Here is a 23,470-nt window from a genome sequence, read left to right as displayed (position 1 = left end):
AGCACGATCATGAACACCAGCGACCCCAGGACCGTCGTCATCCGCTACGTCGAGGCCGTACGCGACGGCGACGCCGACGTCATCCGCGACAGCTTCGCCGCCGACGCGACCTGGCACTACCCGGGCGACCTGCCCATCTCCAAGGTGTGGCACGGCCGCGACGAGATCATCGACGAGTTCCTCGGCAGCATGGGCCCGGTCTTCGTCCCCGGCACCATGGACGTCGAACTGGTCAGCACGATCGCCGAGGGCGACCGCGTGGTGGCCGAATGGACCTCCAGGGCCACGACCGTGTACGGCGGCACCTACGACAACCGCTGCATCGGCATCTACACGGTCCGCGACGGAAAGATCGTCTCCGTCATCGAGTACACCGACACCCACCACGTCGCCGCCGCACTCTTCCCGGACGCCACGCGAAGGCCCCGGACCGGTCACGGTCCGGAGCCTTCGGCATCCACTTCTCACATGAAGACAGGCCACTGAGGGCCAAGTGGGCGGCGGGCCGGTGGCCCGGGCGCCGAGACCCGATTCGGTGAGCCGGGTGACCGGCTAACACTCGGTGAACTGCGCGCCTGGATCGCCCTCGCCGTTCAGCAGGTTGCCGGCCAGGCCGTTGGCGATGCCCACCTCACCCAGGATGTCGACGCACCCGCCGCGATGCATGACCGCGCCTTGGGCGGTGGCGGCGGTGGTGGCGGTGCCGGTGGCTATGAAGCTCACGCTAGCGATGACCGCAGCCGCCGCAGCGGCCTCGGAGAGCTTGCGCATTCGTCCTCCTCGGGTCGAGTGAGCGCGCCGTCGAAAGATCCAATTTGCGCTCATTCCGGAGGCTAACCCGGCCCGCACAGCAGCGCTCATCGGCGGCGCCATCCGGGGGCTCCAGCCGCTCACCCGGTCACCGTGCCCCTCTTGGCACCAGGCCGGGCTCCCGGCCCGGTGCGGCGTCCTCCCACACGGTGTGGAAGGCCAGCCGCAGACAGCCCGCCAGGGCGGGGTGCTCGATGAAAAGGGTGGTGGTGGAGTCCGCGCCGGCCACCGGGTCGGGCATGTCACACAGGACGAGGGAGGCGTCGGCGATGACGAGTTTCAGCGGCAGTTCGGAGGCGAAGCGGGCCTCCTCGCCCGCGGCGGCGAAGCGCCGTACGTGTTCCACCGTCTCGGGGTCGTCCAGGGCGGCGTCGAGGTAGAGCGCGCGGACGGTGCCGCCCGCCCGGTGCAGCCTGCGGACCACCTCCATGCCCTCCGTGTTCTCGGCGGGGGCGACGAACGGCGGCTTGCAGAAGGTGAGTAGTTCGCGCTGCGCCTGCCGCTGGATGTCGGCGAAGCGTTCGGCGATCGCCTTGGGGTCACGCAGGATCTCGATGTAGTCCAGCGGGTCGGTGTGTTCGCGGCCCTGGAACCAGAGGGGCTGCAGGAGGCCGGTCAAGCCCTGTGAGACCCGCTCCAGCCGGTCGACCGACTCCCGTTGCACCGCCATCAGCCGGGCGAGGGCCAGCTCCGGGGTGACGGCGGAGTACGTGGCCACCCGCCCGGGGTGCGTGGTGGCCAGCTGCCGCCGTACGAGCGCGTCCAGCACGTCGTAGACGCGCTGGCGCGGCACGTCGGCCTCCCGGGCCACCTCGGCGGCCGTGTAAGAACCACGCCTGATGAGCGTCAGGTAGACCCGTGCCTCGTACCGGGCCAGACCCAGCGACATCAGGTCGTTGATGGTTCGGTCTTCAAGCTCCATGGCTGCACAAGGTACCGGCGCCGGCAAGGAGTTGAGGCCAAGGTTTTACCAACTGGCCCTGTTCTCTTCGGCAAAGTGTCCATAGCCTCTTGTGTAGCCACCACTGACCGGGGTGGCAGCAATCCATCGGTCGACCGACCGACAACATGCCCGGAAGTCGGCTTCGCTTCGGCGCCCCCAACGCCGGTTCGTTTGTCATGTGCTTGACAGCCCGACCGGTTCGCGCCGTCGAGGAGCCAACCCATCCCCCCACGGAGGGCAGTTCCTTGCGTTCTCACCGCAGAAGGACCCTGATACGCCGCGGCGCGCCCGCGCTGCTGTCCGCAGCGGCTCTGATCACCGGCGGCCTGGCCGTCGCCTCACAGTCGGCGGCGTTCGCGACGACGAAGACCGCCGCATCGCCCACGGCCGCCACGGCCTCCGCGGTGCCCACCCACCGGCTCTGTTCGGAGCCGAGCAAGCCCGGCTACATGGCGTGCCAGGCGGTCGTCCGCACCGATCTGAAGGCGCAGAAGTCCCTCGGCCGGCACGACACCCCCAAGGGTTTCGGACCGGCCGGTCTGCAGGCCGCGTACAACCTGCCGAAGGACGGCGGCAAGGGCGCCACCGTCGCGATCGTCGACGCGAACGACGACCCGAACGCCGAGAAGGACCTCGCGGCCTACCGCTCCCAGTACGGCCTGCCGGAGTGCAGCACGAGCAACGGCTGCTTCAAGAAGATCGACCAGGACGGCGGCACCAAGTACCCGACGCCCGACCAGGGTTGGGCCGGTGAGATCTCCCTCGACGTCGACATGGTCAGCGCCGCCTGCCCCCAGTGCCACATCCTGCTCGTCGAGGCCAAGTCCGCCAGCATGGACGACCTCGGCGCGGCCGTGAACCAGGCGGTCAAGCAGGGCGCCAAGTACGTTTCCAACAGCTACGGCGGCAACGAGGAGGCGGCCGACACCTCCGCGGACGACAAGTACTTCAAGCACCCCGGCGTCGCCATCACCGTCAGCTCCGGTGACAGCGGCTACGGCACCGAGTACCCGGCCGCCTCCCAGTACGTCACCGCCGTCGGAGGCACCTCGCTCAAGAAGGACAGCAGCACCCGCGGCTACTCCGAGTCCGTCTGGGGCACGTCCGCCGGCGGTGAGGGGGCGGGCTCGGGCTGCTCGCAGTTCGACGCCAAGCCGTCCTGGCAGAAGGACACCGGCTGCACCAAGCGCAGCGTCGCCGACGTCGCGGCCGTCGCCGACCCGGCCACCGGTCTCGCCGTCTACGACACCTACCAGGCCAGCGGCTGGAACGTGTACGGCGGCACCAGCGCCTCCGCGCCGTTCATCGCCGGCGTCTACGCCCTCGCGGGCACCCCGGGCAACGGTGACACCCCGGCCTCCTTCCCCTACGCCCACCCGGACAAGCTGAACGACGTCACCGACGGCACCAACGGGTCCTGCAGCGACTACCAGTGCAAGGCGGGCAAGGGCTACGACGGCCCGACGGGCCTTGGCACCCCGAACGGCGTCGCGGCCTTCACCAAGTAGACCGAAGACTCCGGCTCCGCCCACTCCGCCCACTTCGCCCCGTCGGTCGTCCGACGGGGCGAAGTGCTGTCCGCTCGCGGACCGCCGCGTACCGTGCCCGCCGCTGCGGCCCCTGGCGCCGTTGTGACATTTCTGTGAGGCCTGACGCTGGTCACCATGGGGCCGTCGATGCGACCGCAGCACGGCGGGCGGCAGGAATCGCTGGGGACCGGTGCGAACGAGGACAGTCTTGGGCCAGGTACGGCAACCCCGGCGCGTACAGGCGTACGACGGGGAACTGGGCGCGGCCGTCGCGCGGGCCCAGGACGGTGACGAGACCGCTTTCGCGGTCGCCTACCGGATCGTGCAGCCGGGCCTGCTCGGTTACCTCCACGGCATCGTCGGCGACGACGCGGAGGACGTGGCGTCCGACGCCTGGCTGGAGATAGCCCGCGATCTCGGACGGTTCAAGGGCGACGGCGCCGGCTTCCGGGGCTGGACCGCGACGATCGCCCGGCACCGGGCCCTGGACCACCTGCGCCGGCAACGGGTACGGCCCCGGGCGGGCGGCACGGAACAGGACGTACTCGACCTGCCAGCCCCGTGCAGCACCCATGAGCAGGCCTTGGAGTGCCTCTCCACCGAGCGGGCCCTCGAACTGGTCCGCGCGCTGCCCCGGGACCAGGCCGAGGCCGTGCTCCTGTGGGTCGTCGTCGGCCTGGACGGTCCCGCCACCGCCCGCGTTCTGGGCAAGCGCCCGGGAGCGGTGCGCACGGCCGCCCACCGAGGCCTCAAACGCCTCGCCCGCCAACTGGGCGCCGGCCGCGAGGCGGAGGCGGGTGTGACGGATGGGGCTTCCCGCGCGCTGGGGGAGTCGACATGAACTACGACGCCGAAATGAACACCGACGTCGACGGTGTGCGTACGAAGGGGCATCAGGCCCCTACGCCGAACGAATCGAAACTGCCGGACAGGAACGGAAGCACACATGGCTGAACGGCTGAGCGGCGACGGAGTCCCGGGCCGTCGACGCGTGCCCCCCGGGGGCGCCGTGTCCGGCCTGTGGGACGCACAGGAACCCTCGCTGGAAACGTTGTTGGCCACCGTCATCCGCGCGGACCGCCTCGACCCCGAGGCCGAGCAGCGGGCCCTGGCCGCCTTCCGGGCCGCCGCCCACGGCGCGGGCACCCACCGGGCGCATACCCGGCGCCGGGACGACTGGCGGCGGCCCGAGGAGCGGCGCGTCCGGCGCCCGGTGCGGCTGACGTTCGGCGTGGTCTTCGCCAGCCTCACCCTGGGCGGTGTCGCGGTCGCGGCCATCGGTTCCTCCGGTTCGTCCACGGACGGTGCCGGTAGCGGCCGAGGGGCCGCACACCCGTCGGCGGTCGCCCCGGCTCGGCCGGGCGGTGCCGCCTCGTCCGCGTCCTCCGGCGGGCACGGACCGACGGACCGCCCCTCCCCCGCCCAGGACACCGAGGCCCACTGCCGCGCCTACAAGCAGGTCGAGAAGCGTGGCAAGGCCCTCGAAGCGCGGGCGTGGCAGCGGCTGGTCGCCGCCGCCGGCGGGGAGGACAAGGTCGCCGCCTACTGCTCCGATCAGCTGAAGCGTGCGACGGCCGTGCCGGGCGGGCCGGCCGGCACGGGCAAGCACGGCAAGGGTGCCGCGGAGGCCGGCAGCAGCACGGCGGGGAACACCGGCGCCTCGGGCAACGGCGCCTCCGGCAAGAGCACGCCCCGCACCGGCACGTCCGGTGACAACGGGACCGGGAACGGCGGGGAAAGCGGCGGAAGCGGTCGGACAGGCGGCGAGAAGGGCAGCGGGAAGGACAGAGGGAAGCATCCGTAGCCCTACGGGTTCAGTACGACCTTTCCGGCGACCGTGCCGGACTCGGCCAGCCGCAGGGCGTCCGCGACACGGGAGAGCGGCAGCCGGGCGGCGATCTCGGCGGTGACCTCCCCGCGCTGGAAGGCGGCGAAGACCTGGGTGAGATCGGCACGCAGCCGGGACCGGAACCGGTTCTTGGCCAGCGCCCGGCCGGCCCAGACGTTGAAGAAGAAGGCGCGGCGGCGATTGGGCAGGGCGTTCCACAGCCACACCCTGCCGAGGAGTTTCAGTACGGGCCACTGCTTGGAGCCCTCGGCGTCACGGGTGGAGGCACTGCCGTACGAGACGAGGGTGCCGCCGGGGGCGAGGAGGCGCCAGGAGTCGACGATGCCGCGGCCGCCGACGTGGTCGAATACGGCGTCCACCCCCTGCGGGGCGAGGGCGCGGATCCGTGCGGCGACGTCGTCGGTGCGGTAGTCGACGGGGGTGACCCCCCTCTTCCGCAGGGCCTCGTGGTGACGCGCGGACGCCGTGCCGATCACGTGCGCGCCCGCGGCATGGGCGAGCTGGACCAGGACCGAGCCGACGCCGCCGTTGGCGCCGTGCACCACGACGGTCTGCCCCGCGCGGACGCGGGCCTTGCGGTGCAGCATCTGCCAGGCGGTGATGCCGTTGACGACGAGGGTCTCCGCCTCCGCGGCACCGATCCCGTCGGGCACCGGCACCACGTCCGCCGCGTCGACGAGCACGTGGCTGGCCCAGCCGCCGACCTTGACCAGCGCGGCGACCCGAGTGCCGGCGAGGCCCGGCTCGACGCCCTCGCCGGTCGCCAGGACCGTACCTACGAGGTCGTAACCGGGGACGAACGGGAACGGCGGCTGGTCGTAGTAGCGACCGCGCCGCATCTGCTGCTCGGCGAAGGAGACGCCGGTCGCCTCCATGCGGATCACGACCTGGCCCGGGCCCGCGGCGGGGACGACTCCGTGCCGGATCTGCAGCCCTTCGGGTTCGACCTTGCCCGGCAGGACGACCTCGACGAGTTCTTCGGCGTGCATGACGACCTCCACTTGGCCCGGGGATAACTTGCTTTCGCGTTCGTTAGAAGTTGTAACTCGATGGGCATGCGAGTGTCAATAACTTCAGTGATACCTTCTAACCATGATGAGTCCGGATGCGAAGACCCCGCGCGAGCGCTACCGCGCCCAGGTACGTACGGAGATCAAGGACCGCGCGTGGGAGCAGATCGCCACGGCGGGCGCGTCCGCGCTCTCGCTCAATGCGATCGCCAAGGGGATGGGCATGAGCGGACCCGCGCTGTACCGGTACTTCGGCAGCCGGGACGAGCTGATCACCGAGCTCGTCAGGGACGCGTACCGAAGCCTCGCCGACACCTTCCGCGCGGCCTCACAGGCCGGGGCCGACCTGCGCGCCCTGGCGCACGCCCTGCGGGGATGGGCCCTGGAGGACCCCCAGCGTTACTTCCTCGCCTACGGCACACCCGTCCCCGGTTACCACGCGCCCGACGACATCACCGCGATCGCGTCCGAGATCATGGCGACCCTCCTGGACGCCTGCGCCACGCTGCCCTCGCACGGCCCGGCGACGCCGTTCGACGCGCACCTCGAAGGCCGCGCGGACTGGGCGGACAGCCATCCCGCCCCGCCCGCGGTGCTCCACCGGGCCCTGGCCTTCTGGACCCGGCTGCACGGCGTCCTGTCCCTGGAACTCGCCGGACACTTCACCGGGATGGGATTCGACCCCGCACAGCTCTTCGCCGCCGAACTGGACGACCTGGCCGGCCCGTCGGCGCATTGACCGCGCGGCCACCGGCACGCCGCCGCCCACCAGGGGCGATCAAAGCTCCCGGGGGCAGCAAAGGGGGTGTCACCCGCAGCCGGATGCAGTCACGGCCGAGCGGCCCCGGACGGCGGAAGCCGCCCGGACGCCAGCCGTGCCGGGCGCAGAACGCCTGCGCCCGCACCACGAGGGCCGGCGAGGTGATGCCCGTGAGGGCGGCCTCCTCGGCGTCGTCCTCACCCCACTACGGCAAGACGGCGCGCGGCTACAACGACCCTCTGTTCACCAGCCAGTGGGGTTTCGCGCCGGCCGCGAAGTACGACTCCGCAGGCCTGCTCGCCAAGGGCGCCACGATGGTCGTCAACGCCACCCGCCGGCCGGAGCGGATCCTGACCCCGCAGCAGAACGAACTGTTCGAGCGGCTCGTAAACAGCGGCCGGGACACCGGCGGCAGCGTGGTCATCGAGGCCGTCATGCTCGTACGGTTGCTTCCGAAACCGGCAAGTGGCCAAATCGAAGTTGATGAGCATTACGTCTCAGTGCCCCTGCTGATGCAGTACAGCGAGGGCCCCGGGTGGCGGGTGCTGAACTTCGTCAGCGAGCAGATACCCGTGCCGGGCTGGCCGCGGAGCGGAGGACGGGCCGGCGATCGTGACGTTGCAAGGAGGTCCGGGCGGCGGGATTCGCTGGCCGGACCTCTGCCGTTCAGGCCTTCGGCGGAATGGTGAATCCGCGCACGGGCTTCGGCTGCGGGTCACGCGAGTCCGGCTGCTGCGTGCGCTTCCACGCCTCCACCAGGTCCGCGTACCGCGGGTCGATCCACTCGGACATGCGGCCTCCCTTCACCCGGAGGTTAGCTCAGGCCGGGCTTCGGCTTCGGTGTGATGACGATCGTGCACTCCGGGGCGTGCTGGCACTTTGCCGCGACCGAGACGAGAGTCTCGTCGGACGGTGGCCCCCACAGTTCCGGGTCTGCGGTCCAGCCGAGTTCGGCGATCTTCTCGCGGGTCCGGTCGAGAATCGGGGGGTCATAGTGGGTCGGGTCGTAGCCCGGGTAGTGGTGGACGAACGCGCCGCCGAGTCGCTCGCACAGGTCGGCGTACATGGCGGTGTGCAGGATCAGGGCGTGCCAGCCCTCGTCCACGATCCGCGACGGCGCCAGCCCGACGCCCGGATTCGCCGAGCAGGCCGCCACGAACTTCAGGCCCTCCTCGACGATCCGGCCGGCCATCTCCTCCGGCATGTCGGGGTTGGCGTCCATGACGGTCTTGCGGCAGGAGGTGAAGCGCTCGTCGGTGATGAGCATCCGGGCGAGCGCCGGCGGCTTCGGGTCGGGTCCGGGCGGCGGCATGGGGCCGGGGCCGGGCAGGGGTACGCTCACGGGCGTCTCCTTCGCTGGTTGCGGATGGGATACGCGCCCGGGCCGGGGGGTTCTTCGCGGGATTCACCGGCCTGGGCGTTCCCGTCACTGGCGCGCGTCGTGGCACAGGCCGGTGACGGAGGCTGTGGTGTCGGTGGCGTCTTCCTGGCGCGACTGCATGAGCAACTCGTGACCGGCAGCAATCAGCCGAGCAACGTGCAGGGGCGTGCACAGCACTGCGGGGGAATCCATGGGCACTGCCCAGTACGAGTCGATGCCAGGATGGGAGCGGTCGGCGTCCAATCGCGGCACGCCTAGGTAGGCGCCGCGCCCGATGACGGCCACTTCGGACGCCTGCCAGTCCCTCACGGCATCGTGCCAAGTCCTGGGCACGCTCGTGGGTAGGAGGGCGTAGTACCGGTCCCGGTGCTGGTCGCAAATCACCGGACCGCCCTCCAGGACTTCTTTCAAGAAGCCATCGATGTCCGCCGGCTTCTTGCTCGCGGCCACGGCATGGACGAGAGCGCCGGGGAGCCGGGCAGCGGCGAACAGCGTGCCCACGGGCAGCAGGGTCACGCCGTGCTCCTGCCACTCCATCCGAGCGCGCTCACGCCCGAAGCTGGGAAGGGTGGACAGAAGCCAGTGCTCGGCTGCCAACCGGCGTTCAGCCCGCGTGTGGACGACGACGGGTTCGCGGCTCACCGGAGGGACTCCAAGCCTGAAGTCGGTTCCTTCTCCGCAGGGGCGGTCATGGCGGCATCACTCCTACTACGCTGAGTTGCCAGGTCGTCACCCATGAAGGTATTTAGGGGTGCTCGCCACCTGTAGTGACCCTGAGTACGGGTAAGGGGCCTGTCCAGTGCGGACAAGAGGGGCGCCATGAACCAGCAGCCGAAAGGAACCCCGACCGACGGTCAGGGATCGCCCGGGCGGGGCCGCGCGGGCATCATCTCCGGGTACGTCTTCCGGGTCATACGTGAACAGCTGGGCCATACCCAGGACAGCCTTGCCGAGGCGTTCCAGGTATCCGCGGACACCGTCGCCGGATGGGAAGCAGGGCGCCGGCCGTTGACCGCCGTACCGGTCGGGCAGATGCTCGTCCACCGCCATCGCCTCATGCAGATGGGCACCGCTCCGGCCTTGCTCGCAGCGCTTGAACGGGCGCTGGAAGCCGATGTACTGCTGGCCAGCGCCCTTGAAGGCGACGACTCCACTGACGACAGCCCCCTCGGCGCATGGGTCATACAGCGCGACCTCGTCGAGGTCCTGACGTGGCCGCTGCACGGCGTGACCCCTGGACCGCTGCGCGACTTGCCGACGCCCCCGCGGCCACGGCGCGGGCCTGTTCCCGCCGCGCCCGAGCTACCGGTCGCGGACCGCGCCCGCTTCTTCACTCAGATGCGGAAGACCGCCGAGCAGGCGCGCGGTGGCCGCGACTTCCTCCTGCGCCGTCAAGCCCTCTACCTGGCTGGCTTCGACACGAACGCGGACACGTCGGAATGGCTGGCGCACCAGCAGCGAACCGAGCGGCCTGACGACTGGCTGACGCGCTGGCTCAACTCCCGATCAGTGGCCGCTGTCGCCGCCCGCCAGGGCGACCGCGAGCGCATGACGCACTTCATCACCCGGACCCTTGACGACGACGACAAGGCCGAGGCCGCCAACCTCAACTACTGGGCGTACTGGATTGGGGAATCTCCGCACATCCAGCTCTCCGACGACTTCATTGCCGAACCCACACCTGGGCCCTGGCACGGTGACCGCCTGCTAGGCCATCTCGTCAAAGGTCTCACGCCCCGGCACGGATTCTTCGACCTCAACGTGCACACCCTTTGGACGCTGCTCGCTGTGCGGCCGAACCTGCTGCGGGCGTCGTCCGCGGCTGGTCAGGCTCTACGCGAACGGCTGCCGGTGATGTTGGATGATGCCCAGTTGTCGCCGCAGGCTCGGCGGGAGCTGGAGGGCATCCGGTACGCGATCCGCCTCGCTGAGGCGTGAAAGGGGACACCAGTGGGTGAGCAGGACCTGGCGGACGTGGCCCACTTCCTGTGGGAGGCGGGCACGCTGAAGTCGGCACGCAGGACGGGCTGGTGGATGGCCGGCGTGCGGGACCCTGAGAGTGTCGCCGAGCATGCGTGGCGTACGTCGGTCATCGCCTCTGTCATCGCGACCCTTGAGGGCGCGGATGCTGCACGTGCCGCGCACATGGCGGTGTGGCACGACTCGCAGGAGACGCGCACGGGCGACGTGAACCACCTGGGGAAGAAGTACGCCGCTCCCGGCGATCCCGAGGCTGTGACCGCGGACCAGACGGCCGGGATGCCTGAGGTGCTACGCACCGCGGTGCGCGCCGTGGTCGCCGAGTACGAGGCGAAGGAGACCCCGGAGGCCATCTGTGCGCGGGACGCGGACAAGCTGGAGTGCATGCTGCAGGGCCTTGAGTACAAGGCGCAGGGGTACGCCTCGGCTCAACGGTGGATCGACAACAGCCGGGCCCGAATCGTCACGGAGTCCGGGCAGCGGCTGGCCGATGAGCTGCTGGCTCAGGAACCTCTCGACTGGCTGCGCGCGGTGATGGGCGAGAAGAGCTGACCCCGGGCGCACCGAAGCGGCCCCGCCCTCCCGTTGATGGCGAGCGGGGCCGCAGTCATAAGAGTTCGGCTCCGACGGTTCCTGAAACACCCTCCAGCGCTGCTTTTCCCGGTCGAGGCCGAGGGCCCGAAACTCGAAACCATGCAGGTCATCCCCGATATCGGGGGCGAAACCGGCTCAGCGTGCTGTCAGTCGTCGTCCTCGACGGCCGGGAGATCGGCGTAGCGCAGGCCCTTGGCACCCACGCAGCACTCCCGAATGGTCAGCTGCCGGGTGGAGATCCTGAAGGGCTTCAGGGCGGCGCTGAGCGCCGTTGAGGCGGCTGCCGCGCCCATCTCCGTCCACGGCTTGTAGAGCTCCGCCCGGTAGGCGGCGAGGGCCTTGATGAGCCGGTGCGAGTGGACGGCCTCGATGCCGTCGGGCCAGATCCCCGGATATGGTCGACGGCCGTCTCGACGTCCAGTTCCTCGACCAGCGCTCCGACGGACTGCCCGGACAGGGTGCCGGCCGCGGTGCGGAGCGCGACAGCGCGCTTGGTGATGTCCTCGGCCTCGGTCTGCTTGATGAACGCGGCCCGCGCGGTGAGGCCTTCACGGCCGCGGGCGAGGATGCCGGTTCCCTGCTCGTCGATGCTGATGTCCGTGGCGCGCAGGCCTCGGTCGTGGGCGCTGGTGCCGAGGACGTTGTTGTTAGCCCGCCACTCCATGACGGCCAGGCACAGCCGCAGTCCGCAAGCTAGTTCACCAGCGGAAAGCTAATGGAGCAGCACTGCGCTCGGTCAGCCCGCGGTCCGCACGTCCGCCGCGACAGGGGGTCTTACGGCCGTGACCACGGGAGCACCGCTCGTGGGACGCTCGGCGTCGGTCACGGTGGACAAGTCCGAGCCGAAGCTGTCCATGGTCTCCAGGGGAGGACCCCCGGGCCGGGGCGCGCTGCCGGACCACGCCTCCCCGGCCCCCGGCCAAGGCCTTCCCACCGGTCGTTCAGGCCTGGCGCGGATCCGGCCGGAGTACGGCGAACACCGCCTGGGCGGGGTCGGCCAGCCAGGCGATGCGGCCGACGCCGGGAACGTCCGCGGCCGGCATCAGCACCGTGCCGCCGTTGTCGCGCCCCACGGCGACGGTGGCGTCCGTGTCGGCCACGGCGAAGTACGGCACCCAGCGCGCGTCCTCCCGGCCGTCCCGCAGCGGGGCCACACCGCCGAAGGAACCCTCCTGCTGGTCGCCCTCGCCGATGCTGAGCACCTGGTACGTCATGCCCGGCGCCCGCATCTCCTGGGCGCGCCAGCCGAACAGCCCGCGGTAGAAGCCGATGGCCGCCTGCGGGTCGCCGACGTGCAGCTCCACCCACACCAGTGTGTCGTCCTCCGACGCCCGCTGCAGGCCCTGCCCGGACTGGAGCACGGCGAACTGCGCGCCCTGCGGATCGGTGAACTGGGCGAAGGCGGTGTCTCCCATGCTCATGGGTTCGGCGCGGACCGTACCGCCGGCCTCGGTCACGGCCCGTGCGGTGGCCTGCACGTCGTCGGTACGGAAGTACGTCATCCAGGCGGACGTCGCCCCCTGCTCGGTCAGCGGGCCGAGGGCGGCCACCGTGCCGCCGTTCTTCCGGAAGAAGCCGTAGCCGCCCGCTTCCGGGCCGGCGGAGGCGAACTCCCAGCCGAAGACGGCGCCGTAGAAAGCCGCGGCCGTCAGCGGGTCTGGGCTGCCGAGGTCGATCCAGATGGGCGAGCCGGTGCGGAACTCTGTGCCGAGCATGCGTGTCCTCCTGCCGGTCCGGTGTGCGGCCGCCTGCCGCGGAACTCCACGAATCTGCGCAGGAGAGCCACACGGGCTGCACACAGCCTTTCGAAAGGCTCGTTAGCGTGGCTGCTCGCCGCTCCCCCTGGACTCAGGAAGACCACAAATGGACTACTGCTCCTCGTGCCGCCGGCACCTCAACGGCGCCCTGGTCTGTCCCGGGTGCGGTGCCTACGCCCCGGACATAGCCCCGCCCGGGACCGACGGCTTCAGCATGAACGGTTTCGCCCTTGAGGGCTCTGCCGCCGAGGGCCCCGGCACGGACGCCGGCGGGAAGGAGCCATCGGCACCACTCGCCGGCCACGGCTGGTTCGACGCCGAGGCAGCCCCGACGGCGCGGCCCGCCGACACCACGTCCGCGCGGCCCGCCGACGTCCCGTTCGCGCGGTCCGCCGAAGTCCCGTTCGCCCCGGCCGCCGACACCACGTCCGCACCGCCCGCCGACGTCCCGTTCACTCCGCCCGCCGACACCACGTCCGCCCCGCCCGCCGACGTCACGGACGCGCCGCCCGCCCCGCGGGGACGCGCCGCGCGGCGGCGGCAGCGGGCCCGCTGGAAGAAGAGCCAGCGCCGGGCCGTGGTGGCGACCGCCGTCGCGCTGGTCGGCGGCGGCCTGACGCTCGCCTCCCTGGACCGCGGCTCCGGCGCCCGTGCCCAGGCGGCCACCGCGCCGGACCACCGCAGCATGGGCCTCACCGACGAGCCGTCGGCCGCGCCCAGCCACCCGGCGTCCACGCCCGCGCCGCCCGCCGCCGCCACGCACCACCGGCTCACGCCCGCCACCCCGACGGCACGGACGGCCGTCGTCCGCGTCCCCCGGCAGCAGACCCTCGCACCCGCGTCCCGCACGGCACTGTCCGCCGGCCTCCCGCACACCCCGGTGGCGGCCCCGCACCCGGCCGCACCGGCGACACCGGCCGCACCGCAGCCACGGACCACCGCACCGTCCTCCTCCGGCACGGGCACCGGCACCGGCAGTTCCGGTACGGCCACCCAGCCGACGTCCTCCACCGGCAGTGGCAGCGGCAGCGGCACCGCCACGTCCACGACCGCGTCGTCCCCGTCTTCCCCTTCCTCCCCGTCTTCCCCGACGTCGACCTCGTCCGGCAAGCTCTGCCTCGTCCTGGTCTGCCTCGGCTGATCGACTAGGCTGCGCGTCCGGCAACCGGGGGAGAGACACATGTTCGACACGATGTTCCGCAAGCACCTGGGCGCGGCCGGGCTGACCGCGCTCCTGCTGGCCGCGCTCACCGCCTGCGGCGGCGGCAGGGGAGACGACGCCCCCGACCCCGTCCACGGCCTCAAGGACACGGTCCGCCACATCCCCCGCAAGACCACCCGGGCCACCCGTCCGCACCTGGTCAAGCACTGCACGACCGGCACCCACCGCACCTGCCGCAAGGTCCAGGCCGGCACCGAGACCTACCGCAGGGAGCTGCGCCCGGAGCGCTGGTGCGTCCGCCTGGACGACGTCAACGGCAACCGCAAGCGCAACGACGTCTGGTACCGCGTCGACCGTGCCGACTACGACCGGGTCGTGGACGCCGGCGACCGGACCCGCGTGCAGTTCGTGCCCCTGCTCCCGGACAACGGCTGCTGACGGTACGGCCGTCCGGGAAGAGCCCTCGGCGGAGGGCGGCCCGGTACGAGTGAGTACGACAGCGGATGTGCCCCGCTCCGGCGCCCGGCCAGGATGCCGGTGTGAACCCTTCTCCCGAAGCATCCCCCGCCGAGGTGTCCCCCGTGCCCCCGCCCGACCCCGGCCCGGTCGTCGCGCTGCTCCTGGCGACCGCGCTCCTGCTGCTGCCCCTGCTCTACGGGTGGTACCGCCTCAGCCAGGACACGCTCGCCTGTCTCGGCCGGCCGGCCGGCTGCCGGGGGCAGGGTGCCCCCGTGATGTCGGCCGTGGACTGGGGGCTGTCGCTCGTCGGCGGGCCGGCCGCCGGTGCCGTGTTCCTCGGGACCGGCGGTGCGCTGCTCCGGCGCCGGGCCGCGATGTGGGCGGCGGCCGGTGCGCTCCTCGGCACGCTGGTGATGTGGGTCGTCGCGGTCCACGCGCTCGGCGAAGGCTTCCAGCACTCGCAGATCGACTTCTGAACGCGCCCCGTCTCTCACTTCCGGTAGCGGCGCGCGAGTCTCCGGTCCCGGCGGACCAGCAGCGCCGTGGTCAACGCGACGAACGCGAACGCGGTCGACAGTGGCGCGAGGAAGTACATCATCACCGCTCCTCGCCAGCGGCCCGGGCCCGGGTGATGGCGGTCTCCACGGCCGCCACCCGGTCGGCGAGCAGGCCCAGGGCCGCGACCGCGCGGGCGAGCGCAGCGAGATGGGGGTCCCCCGGGACGAAGTCCGGGGGAGGGCCGCTCCCCAGGTCCCCCAGGTCCCCGAGGCCGCGGGTCCGGGCATGGGCGCTCTTCACCTCGGCCCAGCGCGTCGCCCGGCCGGTGTCGAGCGCGCCGCGCAGCTCCGCCAGTTTCAGCAGGTTGGCCTCGGCGCCCGTGGTGAGGGTCTGGGCCTCGGCGGTGTAGTGGTCGTCGACGACGGCCTCGCGTTCTGCGTCGTTCATGACCGGCCGCAATCGCTGGGCGATCTTGTTCATGTCGCGGTAGGAGCCCTGGAGACGGAAGGGCGGTTCCGTGCGGGCCGCCTCCGACTGGGCGGCGGAGGCGATGTAGGCCCTGTTGACCTTCAGTACCGTCTCGCGGACCGCCAGTGCGTGACGCAACACCGCCAAGGTGCCGTCCAGTTCGGCCGCCGGCATCGGTGCGGTCAGCCGGTCGGCGCGGGCCGTGGGGTCGGCCGCGGCCAGCCGGACCAGCAGGTCCAGGTCGGCGCGGTCGCGGGCGGCGAGCGGGGCGAGCACCGGATTGGCGGTCAGGGCGTTCTCGACGAAGCTGAGCGCGAAGACGTCCTCCTTTCCGGTGAGGACGTCGCCGAGGTTCCAGACGTCCGCGCGGCTGGCGAGCATGTCGGGGATGCGGAAACGTGCCCCGGACTCCGTGTAGGGGTTTCCGGCCATGCAGACCGCGAAGCGCTTGCCCCGCAGGTCGTAGGTGCGCGGCTCGCCGTCCCACACGCCGTCCACGCGCCGGGTGGAGTCGCACAGCGGGATGAACTTCTGCAGCAGCTCCGGCGAGGTGTGCTGGATGTCGTCCAGGTACAGGAGGGTGTTGTTGCCCGCCGCCAGCGCGAAGTTGACCTTCTCGATCTCCCGGAGGGCGGTGGCGTTGGGGGCGTCGGCCGGGTCCAGCGAGGTGACGGTGTGGCCGAGCGCCGGACCGCTGACCTTGACCAGCATCAGACCGAGCCGGTCGGCGACGTATTCGATGAGGGTCGTCTTGCCGTAGCCGGGCGGGGAGACGAGCAGCAGCAGGCCGCCGGTGTCGGTGCGCTTCGACTCGCCGGTGGTGCCCAGCTGGCGGGCCAGGCTGTCGCCGATCAGGGGGAGGTACACCTCGTCCACCAGGCGGTTGCGGACGAACGCCGACAGGACCCGGGGACGGTGGTCGTCCAGGCGGAGACGGTCGCGTGCGGCGGTCACCAGGGCCGTGCGACGGCGCTGGTAGGCGCGGAAGGCGGGCACTTCCTCGGCCGTGAAGCGGGCCGTGCGGGCGAGGAACTCGTCGATGCGCAGATGCAGCCGGCCGCCGTGCACGCGCGGGTGTGTGCCCAGCAGACCTTCCGCCGTCGCGGTGAGCGGGGCGTCGCCGTCGTAGCGGGGCAGGCCGGGGCACAGCTCGGCGGTGACCGCCTCGGCCAGTTCGCCGGGTCCGGCCTCGGTGCCGGTGGCGGCGGCGTACGCGGCGAGCCAGGCGTGCACCACCTGGCGGCGTGCGGCGAGGCCGGTCAGGGCCTGCAGGTCACCGCCGTAACTCGCGTCGGCGTGGCGGAACTTCTCCAGCAGTGTGCGCGCCGCTTCGCCGAGGACGAAGCCCTCCGGGCCGCCGGTCAGCTCCTCGAAGAGGTACGTGGCGGCCGGACCGCCCGGCGCCTTGGCGTCCCAGGCCCCGATCGCCCCGGCCAGCTCCCGCTCCAGTTCCCCGACGGCCGGTACGGCACCGAAGGCGTCCCGGGCACGGGCCAGCGACACCGCCCGCCGGGCCCACGCGGTACGGGCCTCCTCGGTGGTGCCGTGCGCCCAGAACAGCTGGGCGGCGGCGCGGGCGGCGGGCTCGTGACGCAGGGTGCCGGCACCCTCGTACAAGGGCAGCAGGGCGGTGAGGACGACCGTCGCGTCGTGGTCGTGGACGCCGCGCTCATAGCCCTCGTCGTACGACTCCTGCGCCGCCCGGCGGACCAGGCCGGGCAGGTCGTCGGCGGCGGCGAGGGCGGCCGGGCCGTGCTCGGCGAGCAGTCGGGCGGCGAGGTGCTCGGCGCGGTAGACCTCGGGCGACTCGGACGGCAGGTGGCGGTCCCAGTAGGGGCGGTAGGCGGCGAAGTCGGGGTCGGTGACGGGGGCGCGGTAGTCGGTCCCGGTGACCGCGAAGGCGAGGCCGTCGCCGTGCGGGACGAGGGTGAGGTCGAGCGGCTGGGTGTTGACGGCGAAGCGGTGGCCGCCGAGCAGCAGGGTGCGGCCGTCCTCGGCGTACAGGTCGGTGCGGTCGCGCAGGGCGCGGGCGGCCTCCTGACGGGCCGACTTCAGCCGGCCGTCGAGCTCCTCGGCGCGCACGCTGTCGCCGAGGGCGCGCAGTTCGTCGGCGGTGCGGCGGACCTTGGCGACCAGCGGGTCGGAGGCGAAGTAGGTGGTGACCGCGTCGGTGTCGGCGAGGGTCGCCGCGCGCCGCCCGACGGTGTCCAGGATCCGTCCGGCGGAGACGGCGAGCTGTTCGGCGCGGCGGGCACGGGCGTCGGCGAGGGACTGCTTGCGGGCGGCGAACGCCTCGTAGATCTCCGTGCGCCGGCCGGCGAGTTCGGCGAGGAAGTCGTCGAACTCGGCGAACCGGCCGTCCAGGTCCTCCACCCGGGCGAGGACGGCCGCGAGCTGGTCGTCGCACTCCCCGGGGGTGCCGGACGCGGCGAGCGCGGCGGTGACGGCCTGGGCGAGCAGCGCGGTCTCGGCGGCGAACTCGGCCCGTCCCTCCCGGTCCTGGAGGGCGCGGCGGCGGCCGTCGAGGGTGGCACGGGCCCGGTTGACGCCGCCCAGCACCTCGGCGATCCGCTCCAGGACGGCCGTACGGACGGTGGCGTCGGCGATGTCGAGGCCGGTGACGACCTCGGTGACCGTGCGCAGCCCGGCGGCCAGTTCGTCGAGCCGGCCGGCGACGGTCCGGGCCGCGGCGACCGTCTCGGTCCCGGCGGCCTCGGCGACGAGCCGCTCGACCTGCGCCTGCTGCCCGGCGAAGGCGTCCTCGCGCGCCAGGTACGCCACCGCGCGCCGCCCGAACCCGGCGAGGTCCTCCTCGGCGGCGGCCACCAGCTCCTCCAGCCGGGCGGCATCGACGTACCGCAGCTCGCGCAGGGTGAGCAGATGCCCCTGCGCCTGCCGGAGTTCGGTCAGTCCGCGCACCCAGGCGGCGGCCTCGCGCGGGGCCTCGCCGCGCAGCCGGCGCACCACGGCGGCGATCCGCTCACCGGCTTCGTCGAGGGCACCGGTGGCCTGCCGGGTCAGCTCGCGTACGGTCTCGAACTCGCCCAGCACCTGTTCGGCGGTGACCCTGAGCTCACCCAACGGCTCAGCGAGTTCCCCGAGTTCGGGCTCGGTGAGCCAGTGATGGGCGTCGGCGGCGCGTACGCAGGCGGCGGTGAGCGCCCGGTACCCCTCGCTCGTCCCGATGCCGTCGGTGACCAGCCGGGCCACGGACAGACAGTCGGCGAGCCCGCGCACGAGGTCCGCGTTGCCGACCCGGGCGAGCGCGCCGCTGCCGGTGCGCAGGGCGGCGGCGTGGGTGTCGGAGACGTACGGCGAAGTCCACCACTGGACGGGGTGGGTGTGCGCGGGCTCGTCGCCGTCGGCGCGCAGCACGGCGAGCGCACCGTCCTCGAACAGCGCCCAGCCCCGGCACGGCAGCGGGTTCGCGACCTCCTTGCGCAGGGTGTTGTACGACAGCAGCAGCGTGCGGCCCTCGGCGCGGGACCGGAACACATACAGCACGTCCTCGCCGTTCGGCGCGCGCACCTCCCGCTCGAACTCCAGGCCGCGCGCGTCGAGTTCGTACGTCCTGTGGGCGCCGCCCGCCAGGCAGTACCCGCCGGGGAAAACGATCCCCTGCTCCTCCGGCAGCCGCCGGCACGCCTGTCCGATCCCGTCGAGCCGGACGACGGTCCGGGAGAGCGTGTCGAACACCAGGTACCGGTCGGTGTCCTCCTTGTACGGCCGCACCCGCAGCAGTACCAGTGCGCCTACGCGCGCGTGCCCGACGGCGGCGTCCGCGAGCGACTGCAGCGGCTCCTGGACGGGCTCCGTGTGCAGCTCCTCGCCGTCCGGGGTGCGGACGGCGAGGGCGCCGCCGACGGTCGACACACCGAGCCCGCCGGGGACGGCGACATGGGGCTCGCGCCCCAGCACGTGGTCTTCGCGGGTGGTCTCCGTCCAGGTCACGTCCTGGGCGGGCGGGAAGACGTCGTCGCGGTCGCCGCGCGCGTCCAGGAACTGCGCCGCCCGGCCGTCCTCGGCGAGGGACCAGCGCAGCACGCGGACGTCCTCGGCCTTCTCACCGGTGCGGAACACCGCCAGCAGCCGGCCGTCGACCCGGCGCAGCCGCAGCAGGCGGGCCTGCCGGTAGTAGCGGTGCAGGGCGGTGAACTCGCGGACGAACGCCGGGTCGTCGAGCAGCCCGGGCACGGCGTCCGCGGGCAGCCGCTCGCCGTCCCGGCCGTACAGCCCGAGTACGTCGGTTCCGCCGGTTCCGCCGGTTCCGCCGAAGAGCAGGTGGTCACCTACGGCCACGATGTCGCTCGGGACGAACGGGTGGCCGGTGCGGAGCCTGGCGGTGGCCGTGAGGTCCAGCCGGGCCGAGCCGAACTCCTCGGTCCGGCGGGCGTTGAGAGCGGCGGCCCTGCGGGCGAGCTCGGTTGCCTGCGCGGCGAGCCGGTCGCGGAGGACCTCGTAGGTACCGGCGTCCACATCGGCCTGCGGCACGGGTGCCTGCGGCGCCTGAGCGGTGGCCATGGCGTGTGCTTCCCTTCGTGGGCTGTGCGGCTACGAGCTCGGGGCTGCGGGCCGTCGGCCGGGGGCGGGTGCGTCGTGGTCGGTCGCGCCCCCGCGGCGGAGCCGCATGTCAGACACAGCCCCGCGCCCCTTCGGGGGCGCTCGGCCTGCGGGCGCGCCCGCCCCCGCCCGGCCTCAGCTCAGCGCACCGCTTCCGTTCAGCGCGGTCACCGGCGTGTCCTCGAGACCCAGCTCGCTCGCGCGGTCGAGGAGTTTCTGGAGCTGGCCCGCCTGCGGCCCGCCGCCCTTGATCTGCTTCATCAGCAGCGTCGACACCGTCAGGTTCCGCACGTCCGCCGAGCCGAGCGAGCCGAGGATCCTGCCCAGGTCGTCCGTGAAGCTGCCCGAGCCGTCCAGCCAGGGCCCCGCCAGGGCCTGCGCGGTGCGGGAGTTGTCGACGAATCCGTCCACCCCCTTGCCGAGGGAGACGGCGGAGACCAGCCGGTCGAAGAAGACCGACTCCCCGCCGACGATGTCGATGTCGGCGTTCTCCAGCCCGGTCGCCAGCACCGTCGCCTGCGCCTCGGCCACCTGCCGCTGTGTCTCCAGCCCGGCGAGCCGGATCTCCTTCTCCGCCTGCAGCCGCAGCCGGTACTCCTCGTGCCCGCGCGAGGCCTCGTCCAGCGCGGCCATCGCGGCGGCCTTCTCGGTCAGACCGGCGGCCTCGGCCTTCAGTTTCTCGCCGATGGCGGTGGCCTCCGCGAGCGCCTTCGCCTTGGCGCCCTCCGCGTCGGCCAGGCCCTTGGCCCGGGATCCCTCCGCCTCCGCCTTCAGCCGCGCCTCGGTGGCCTCCGCCGCCGCCCGCGCGCCCTCGGCCTCCGCCAGCCCCTTCGCCCGCGCACCCTCGGCCTCCGCCAGCGCCTTGGCCTGCGTGCCCTCGGCCTCGGCCCGCAGCCGTGCCTCGGTGGCCTCGGCCTCCGCACGTCCGGCCTTGAGGGTGACCTCGGCCTCCTTGTCGCGGACCTGCACGGCGGCCAGCCCCTCGGCGGCGGCCTCGGCCTGGACGCCCTCGGCGAGCCGCAGCTTGGCCCGCGCGTTCAGGTCGGCGGTCTTCAACCGCGCCTCGGCCAGCGTGAGTTCCTCGGCGGCCCGGTGCGTGGCCGCCTGCTCCGCGGCCTCGGCGGCCTTGATGTCCTTGACCAGCTTCTCCTGCGCCTCCGCCTCGGCGGCGATGACGAGGGCCTGCCGCTCCCGCTCGGCCTCCTCGACCACGCGGAGCTTCTTGATGGACTCCTCCTGCTCGGCGACCGTACGGTCCACCGCGACCCGCTCCCGGACGACCTCGGCGATGTCCCGCTTCTCCGCCTCGACCTCCTTCTCGGCTGCGATCTTCGTCAGCTGCGTCTCCCTCTCCCGCGCGATGACTTCGAGCAGCCGGTCCTTCTCGATGCGCTCGTTCTCGACGGCGATGACCCGCTCGCGGTTCTTCGCGGCGACGGCGATCTCGCGGGCCTGGTTCTCCCGCTGGACCCCCAACTGCTCCTCGGTGCGCAGGAACGCGCCCTGTGCGCGCAGCCGCTCCTCCTCCACCACACGGGCGGTCTCGGCCTCCTCACGCGCCCGGGAGGTCTCGATCTCCCGCTTCTGCTTGATCTCGGCGTCCGCCTGCCGGCGCTCCAGTTCGAGGATGGTCTCGCGGGCGTCGACGTTCTGCCGGGTGATCTCCTTCTGCTCGGTGCGCTGTGCCTCGTTGGTGCGCACATGCTCGATCGCCGTCAGTTCGGTGATCTTGCGGATGCCCTGGGCGTCGAGGACGTTGGCCGGGTCCAGCTGGGTGAGCGGGGTCTGCTCCAGGTAGTCGATCGCCGCGTCCTCGAGGTGGTAGCCGTTGAGGTCGATGCCGATCAACTCGATGATGTGGTACCGGAGTTCCTCGCGCTTGGTGTACAGGTCGGTGAAGTCCATCTGCTTGCCGACGGTCTTCAGCGCCTCGGAGAACTTCGCGTGGAACAGCTCCTGCAGCGTGTCCTGGTGGCTGGCGCGCTCGGTGCCCACGGTCTGGGCGACCTTGATGACGTCCGGGACGGTCTTGTTGACCTTCACGAAGAACAGGATCCGGATGTCGGCGCGGATGTTGTCGCGGCAGATCAGCCCGTCCCGGCCGGAGCGGCTGATCTCGATCGTCTTCACCGAGATGTCCATCACCTCGGCCTTGTGCAGGATCGGCAGCACGACCTGCCCGGTGAACGACACGTCGACCCGCCGCGTCTTCGAGACGATCAGGGCCTGGCTCTGGTCCACCTTGCGGTACAGCCGGGAGAACGCGAGCACCGCGAGCACCACGGCGAAGAGACAGACGGCGACGAGCACGCCGAGCGCTTCCATGACACACGTCCTTGCGTCAGACGACGGGATACGGAGCTCCCCCGGGGCCGCGGTGCCGGTCATCCGCGCACACATGCGCCGGTGCCCGGCACCGCAACCCTCCGTAGTGCTCCCCGCAGGAGATGGTGCGGCAGGGCAAACGCCCGCGCATTGCCGGTTTCCGGCAGTGTTCACTAGTGTCTGCATGCCGGACAGGCGCCAAGAAACCGTCACCGGCGCGTCAGGAACACGGGGGGCGGGGCAGGCGTGGGGGACCAGCACGAGACAAGCGGCATACCGGACCGCTATCTGGACGGTTTCTCCCGGACGCTGGCCGAGGTCGCGGTCACCGGCCGGCGGCTGACCAGGGAGGAGCTGAAGGTCCGGCGGACCCTGGGGGAGCAGGCCGCCGACGCCGGGCACGGACTGCGCGCGCTGGTCGTCGCCCACCTGGCCGCCACCCGCGCCGTCTGGCCGGCCGCGTCCGAGAGCGGTCTGGCCACCCTGGCCGCCGTGGAGCAGGCGGTCGACGCGTTCGCCGAGGGCTACGAACGCGCCCAGCGGCTCGCCGTGCGCCGCGAGGAGGCCGCGCGCCGGGAGTTCATCGACGACCTGCTCTACGGCCGCAGCGACCTGGGCCGCCTCGCCGAGCGCGCCGAGCGGTTCGGTCTGCGCCTGTCCCGGGCCCACGCGGTGGCCGTCGCCGAGGGCCCGTCCGCGTACGCCGAGGGCGGTCCGGTGGCCCGCCGCGTCGAGGCCGCCGTACTCGCCCGCTTCGACTCCCGCAGCATCCTGCTCACCACCAAGAACGGCCGGCTGCTGTGCATCGCGCCCGGAGAGGAGGACGAGATCCTCGTCCACTTCGCCAAGCAGGTGTACGCGGCGACGGGCGCCGCCGGCGCAGCACCGCGGATCGCCATCGGCCGCCCGCAGCACGGCACCGGCGGGGTGGTGCAGTCGTACGAAGAGGCCCTCGCCGCACTGGAGATGGCGGCCCGTCTGGACCTTGCCGGGCCGGTGCTGCGCGCCGCCGATCTGCTCGTCTATCCGGTGCTTGCGCGGGACCGGCAGGCCCTGGTCGACCTGGTGGAGCACACCCTCGGCCCGCTGACCACGGCCCGCGGCGGAGCCGTTCCCCTCCTGGACACGCTCAGCGCCTACTTCGACGCCGGCTGCGTGGCCGCCGAGGCCGCCCGCCGTCTCTCTCTCAGCGTCCGCGCGCTCACCTACCGCCTGGAGCGCATCCACCAACTCACCACCGCCGACCCGACCGACCCGTCCCACCGCTACATGCTCCAGACAGCGGTCATCGGCGCCCGCCTCCTGGACTGGCCGAACCGGCCCCTGTGATACGGCCGCCGGAACCCAAGCTCCTGGAAAGTACTTGCATTAATGGAAAGTACTAT

Annotated in this window: 23 protein-coding genes; 13 read left to right on the top strand and 10 right to left on the bottom strand. The window is 72.3% G+C overall.

The features are described from left to right. Positions 1 to 9 precede the first annotated feature (9 nt). Positions 10 to 486, top strand: coding sequence for a nuclear transport factor 2 family protein (locus ABZ624_RS10715; protein ID WP_360085040.1), 477 nt, complete (start codon positions 10 to 12; stop codon positions 484 to 486). A gap of 66 nt (positions 487 to 552) precedes the next feature. Here the strand turns inward: ABZ624_RS10715 and ABZ624_RS10710 are convergent, their stop codons facing one another. Both ABZ624_RS10710 and ABZ624_RS10705 read right to left on the bottom strand, forming a co-directional pair. Next, positions 553 to 771, bottom strand: a complete 219-nt coding sequence (locus ABZ624_RS10710; protein ID WP_360085037.1) for a hypothetical protein — start codon at positions 769 to 771, stop codon at positions 553 to 555. Between the two features lie 127 nt (positions 772 to 898). Then, complete coding sequence (locus ABZ624_RS10705; RefSeq protein ID WP_360085034.1) at positions 899 to 1,732, bottom strand: helix-turn-helix domain-containing protein; 834 nt, start codon at positions 1,730 to 1,732, stop codon at positions 899 to 901. A 266-nt stretch (positions 1,733 to 1,998) separates the two neighbouring features. On the opposite strand from ABZ624_RS10705, the gene ABZ624_RS10700 reads away from it, so the two are divergent. From ABZ624_RS10700 to ABZ624_RS10690, 3 genes are all read left to right on the top strand, one after another. Beyond that, a complete protein-coding gene (locus ABZ624_RS10700) occupies positions 1,999 to 3,261 on the top strand; it encodes a S53 family peptidase (protein ID WP_360085031.1) in 1,263 nt (420 codons plus the stop codon). 229 nt (positions 3,262 to 3,490) lie between these two features. Then, a complete protein-coding gene (locus ABZ624_RS10695) occupies positions 3,491 to 4,123 on the top strand; it encodes an RNA polymerase sigma factor (protein ID WP_360085028.1) in 633 nt (210 codons plus the stop codon). Between the two features lie 105 nt (positions 4,124 to 4,228). After that, positions 4,229 to 5,086 carry a hypothetical protein gene (locus ABZ624_RS10690; RefSeq protein WP_360085025.1) on the top strand — a complete coding sequence of 286 codons (858 nt, stop codon included), beginning with the start codon at positions 4,229 to 4,231 and terminating at the stop codon, positions 5,084 to 5,086. Positions 5,087 to 5,088: 2 nt separating this feature from the next. Here ABZ624_RS10690 and ABZ624_RS10685 read toward each other — a convergent pair whose 3' ends face one another. Further along, entirely contained in the window at positions 5,089 to 6,120 is a 1,032-nt protein-coding gene (locus ABZ624_RS10685) for a medium chain dehydrogenase/reductase family protein (RefSeq protein ID WP_360085022.1), read from the bottom strand. 103 nt (positions 6,121 to 6,223) lie between these two features. Here ABZ624_RS10685 and ABZ624_RS10680 point away from each other — a divergent pair, with 103 nt between their 5' ends. Continuing rightward, positions 6,224 to 6,880, top strand: a complete 657-nt coding sequence (locus ABZ624_RS10680) for a TetR/AcrR family transcriptional regulator (protein ID WP_360085019.1) — start codon at positions 6,224 to 6,226, stop codon at positions 6,878 to 6,880. A 191-nt stretch (positions 6,881 to 7,071) separates the two neighbouring features. Continuing rightward, entirely contained in the window at positions 7,072 to 7,590 is a 519-nt protein-coding gene (locus ABZ624_RS10675; protein WP_360085016.1) for a hypothetical protein, read from the top strand. Here the strand turns inward: ABZ624_RS10675 and ABZ624_RS10670 are convergent. From ABZ624_RS10670 to ABZ624_RS10660, 3 genes are all read right to left on the bottom strand, one after another. Then, the gene (locus ABZ624_RS10670; RefSeq protein ID WP_360085013.1) at positions 7,568 to 7,693 is read right to left on the bottom strand and encodes a hypothetical protein; all 126 of its coding nucleotides are present in this window, start codon (positions 7,691 to 7,693) and stop codon (positions 7,568 to 7,570) included. The genes ABZ624_RS10675 and ABZ624_RS10670 overlap by 23 nt on opposite strands. A 22-nt stretch (positions 7,694 to 7,715) precedes the next feature. Further along, positions 7,716 to 8,213, bottom strand: a complete 498-nt coding sequence (locus tag ABZ624_RS10665) for a hypothetical protein (RefSeq protein ID WP_360085211.1) — start codon at positions 8,211 to 8,213, stop codon at positions 7,716 to 7,718. 114 nt (positions 8,214 to 8,327) lie between these two features. After that, on the bottom strand, positions 8,328 to 8,924 hold the full coding sequence (locus ABZ624_RS10660; RefSeq protein WP_360085010.1) for a hypothetical protein: 597 nt from the start codon (positions 8,922 to 8,924) through the stop codon (positions 8,328 to 8,330). 177 nt (positions 8,925 to 9,101) lie between these two features. On the opposite strand from ABZ624_RS10660, the gene ABZ624_RS10655 reads away from it, so the two are divergent. Both ABZ624_RS10655 and ABZ624_RS10650 read left to right on the top strand, forming a co-directional pair. After that, on the top strand, positions 9,102 to 10,220 hold the full coding sequence (locus ABZ624_RS10655) for a helix-turn-helix transcriptional regulator (protein WP_360085007.1): 1,119 nt from the start codon (positions 9,102 to 9,104) through the stop codon (positions 10,218 to 10,220). A 12-nt stretch (positions 10,221 to 10,232) separates the two neighbouring features. Then, complete coding sequence (locus tag ABZ624_RS10650; RefSeq protein ID WP_360085004.1) at positions 10,233 to 10,814, top strand: HD domain-containing protein; 582 nt, start codon at positions 10,233 to 10,235, stop codon at positions 10,812 to 10,814. Positions 10,815 to 11,002: 188 nt separating this feature from the next. Here the strand turns inward: ABZ624_RS10650 and ABZ624_RS10645 are convergent, their stop codons facing one another. Beyond that, positions 11,003 to 11,149, bottom strand: a complete 147-nt coding sequence (locus ABZ624_RS10645; RefSeq protein WP_360085001.1) for a hypothetical protein — start codon at positions 11,147 to 11,149, stop codon at positions 11,003 to 11,005. A gap of 101 nt (positions 11,150 to 11,250) precedes the next feature. Here ABZ624_RS10645 and ABZ624_RS10640 point away from each other — a divergent pair, with 101 nt between their 5' ends. Then, complete coding sequence (locus ABZ624_RS10640; protein WP_360084998.1) at positions 11,251 to 11,553, top strand: hypothetical protein; 303 nt, start codon at positions 11,251 to 11,253, stop codon at positions 11,551 to 11,553. A gap of 244 nt (positions 11,554 to 11,797) precedes the next feature. On the opposite strand, the gene ABZ624_RS10635 is transcribed toward ABZ624_RS10640, so the two are convergent. Beyond that, positions 11,798 to 12,571, bottom strand: a complete 774-nt coding sequence (locus ABZ624_RS10635) for a VOC family protein (protein WP_360084995.1) — start codon at positions 12,569 to 12,571, stop codon at positions 11,798 to 11,800. A 148-nt stretch (positions 12,572 to 12,719) separates the two neighbouring features. On the opposite strand from ABZ624_RS10635, the gene ABZ624_RS10630 reads away from it, so the two are divergent. The 3 genes from ABZ624_RS10630 to ABZ624_RS10620 all read left to right on the top strand — a co-directional run bounded on the left by ABZ624_RS10630 (position 12,720) and on the right by ABZ624_RS10620 (position 14,710). Then, entirely contained in the window at positions 12,720 to 13,754 is a 1,035-nt protein-coding gene (locus ABZ624_RS10630) for a hypothetical protein (RefSeq protein WP_360084992.1), read from the top strand. A 39-nt stretch (positions 13,755 to 13,793) separates the two neighbouring features. After that, a complete protein-coding gene (locus ABZ624_RS10625; RefSeq protein WP_360084989.1) occupies positions 13,794 to 14,213 on the top strand; it encodes a hypothetical protein in 420 nt (139 codons plus the stop codon). Between the two features lie 101 nt (positions 14,214 to 14,314). Further along, positions 14,315 to 14,710, top strand: a complete 396-nt coding sequence (locus ABZ624_RS10620) for a hypothetical protein (protein ID WP_360084986.1) — start codon at positions 14,315 to 14,317, stop codon at positions 14,708 to 14,710. A gap of 121 nt (positions 14,711 to 14,831) precedes the next feature. Here the strand turns inward: ABZ624_RS10620 and ABZ624_RS10615 are convergent, their stop codons facing one another. Together ABZ624_RS10615 and ABZ624_RS10610 are read right to left on the bottom strand one after the other, a co-directional pair. After that, entirely contained in the window at positions 14,832 to 19,721 is a 4,890-nt protein-coding gene (locus ABZ624_RS10615) for a DNA repair ATPase (RefSeq protein WP_360084983.1), read from the bottom strand. Positions 19,722 to 19,895: 174 nt separating this feature from the next. After that, positions 19,896 to 22,085 (bottom strand): flotillin family protein, encoded by a 2,190-nt coding sequence (locus ABZ624_RS10610; protein WP_360084981.1) that lies wholly within the window; start codon positions 22,083 to 22,085, stop codon positions 19,896 to 19,898. 246 nt (positions 22,086 to 22,331) lie between these two features. On the opposite strand from ABZ624_RS10610, the gene ABZ624_RS10605 reads away from it, so the two are divergent. Further along, positions 22,332 to 23,414, top strand: coding sequence for a helix-turn-helix domain-containing protein (locus ABZ624_RS10605; protein WP_360084979.1), 1,083 nt, complete (start codon positions 22,332 to 22,334; stop codon positions 23,412 to 23,414). Positions 23,415 to 23,470: the final 56 nt, after the last annotated feature.

The organism is Streptomyces sp. NPDC007205, assembly GCF_040634095.1.
Lineage (GTDB): Bacteria > Actinomycetota > Actinomycetes > Streptomycetales > Streptomycetaceae > Streptomyces.
Note: the sequence above shows the minus strand (reverse complement) of the source record. Positions and strands in the feature narration are given on the sequence as shown.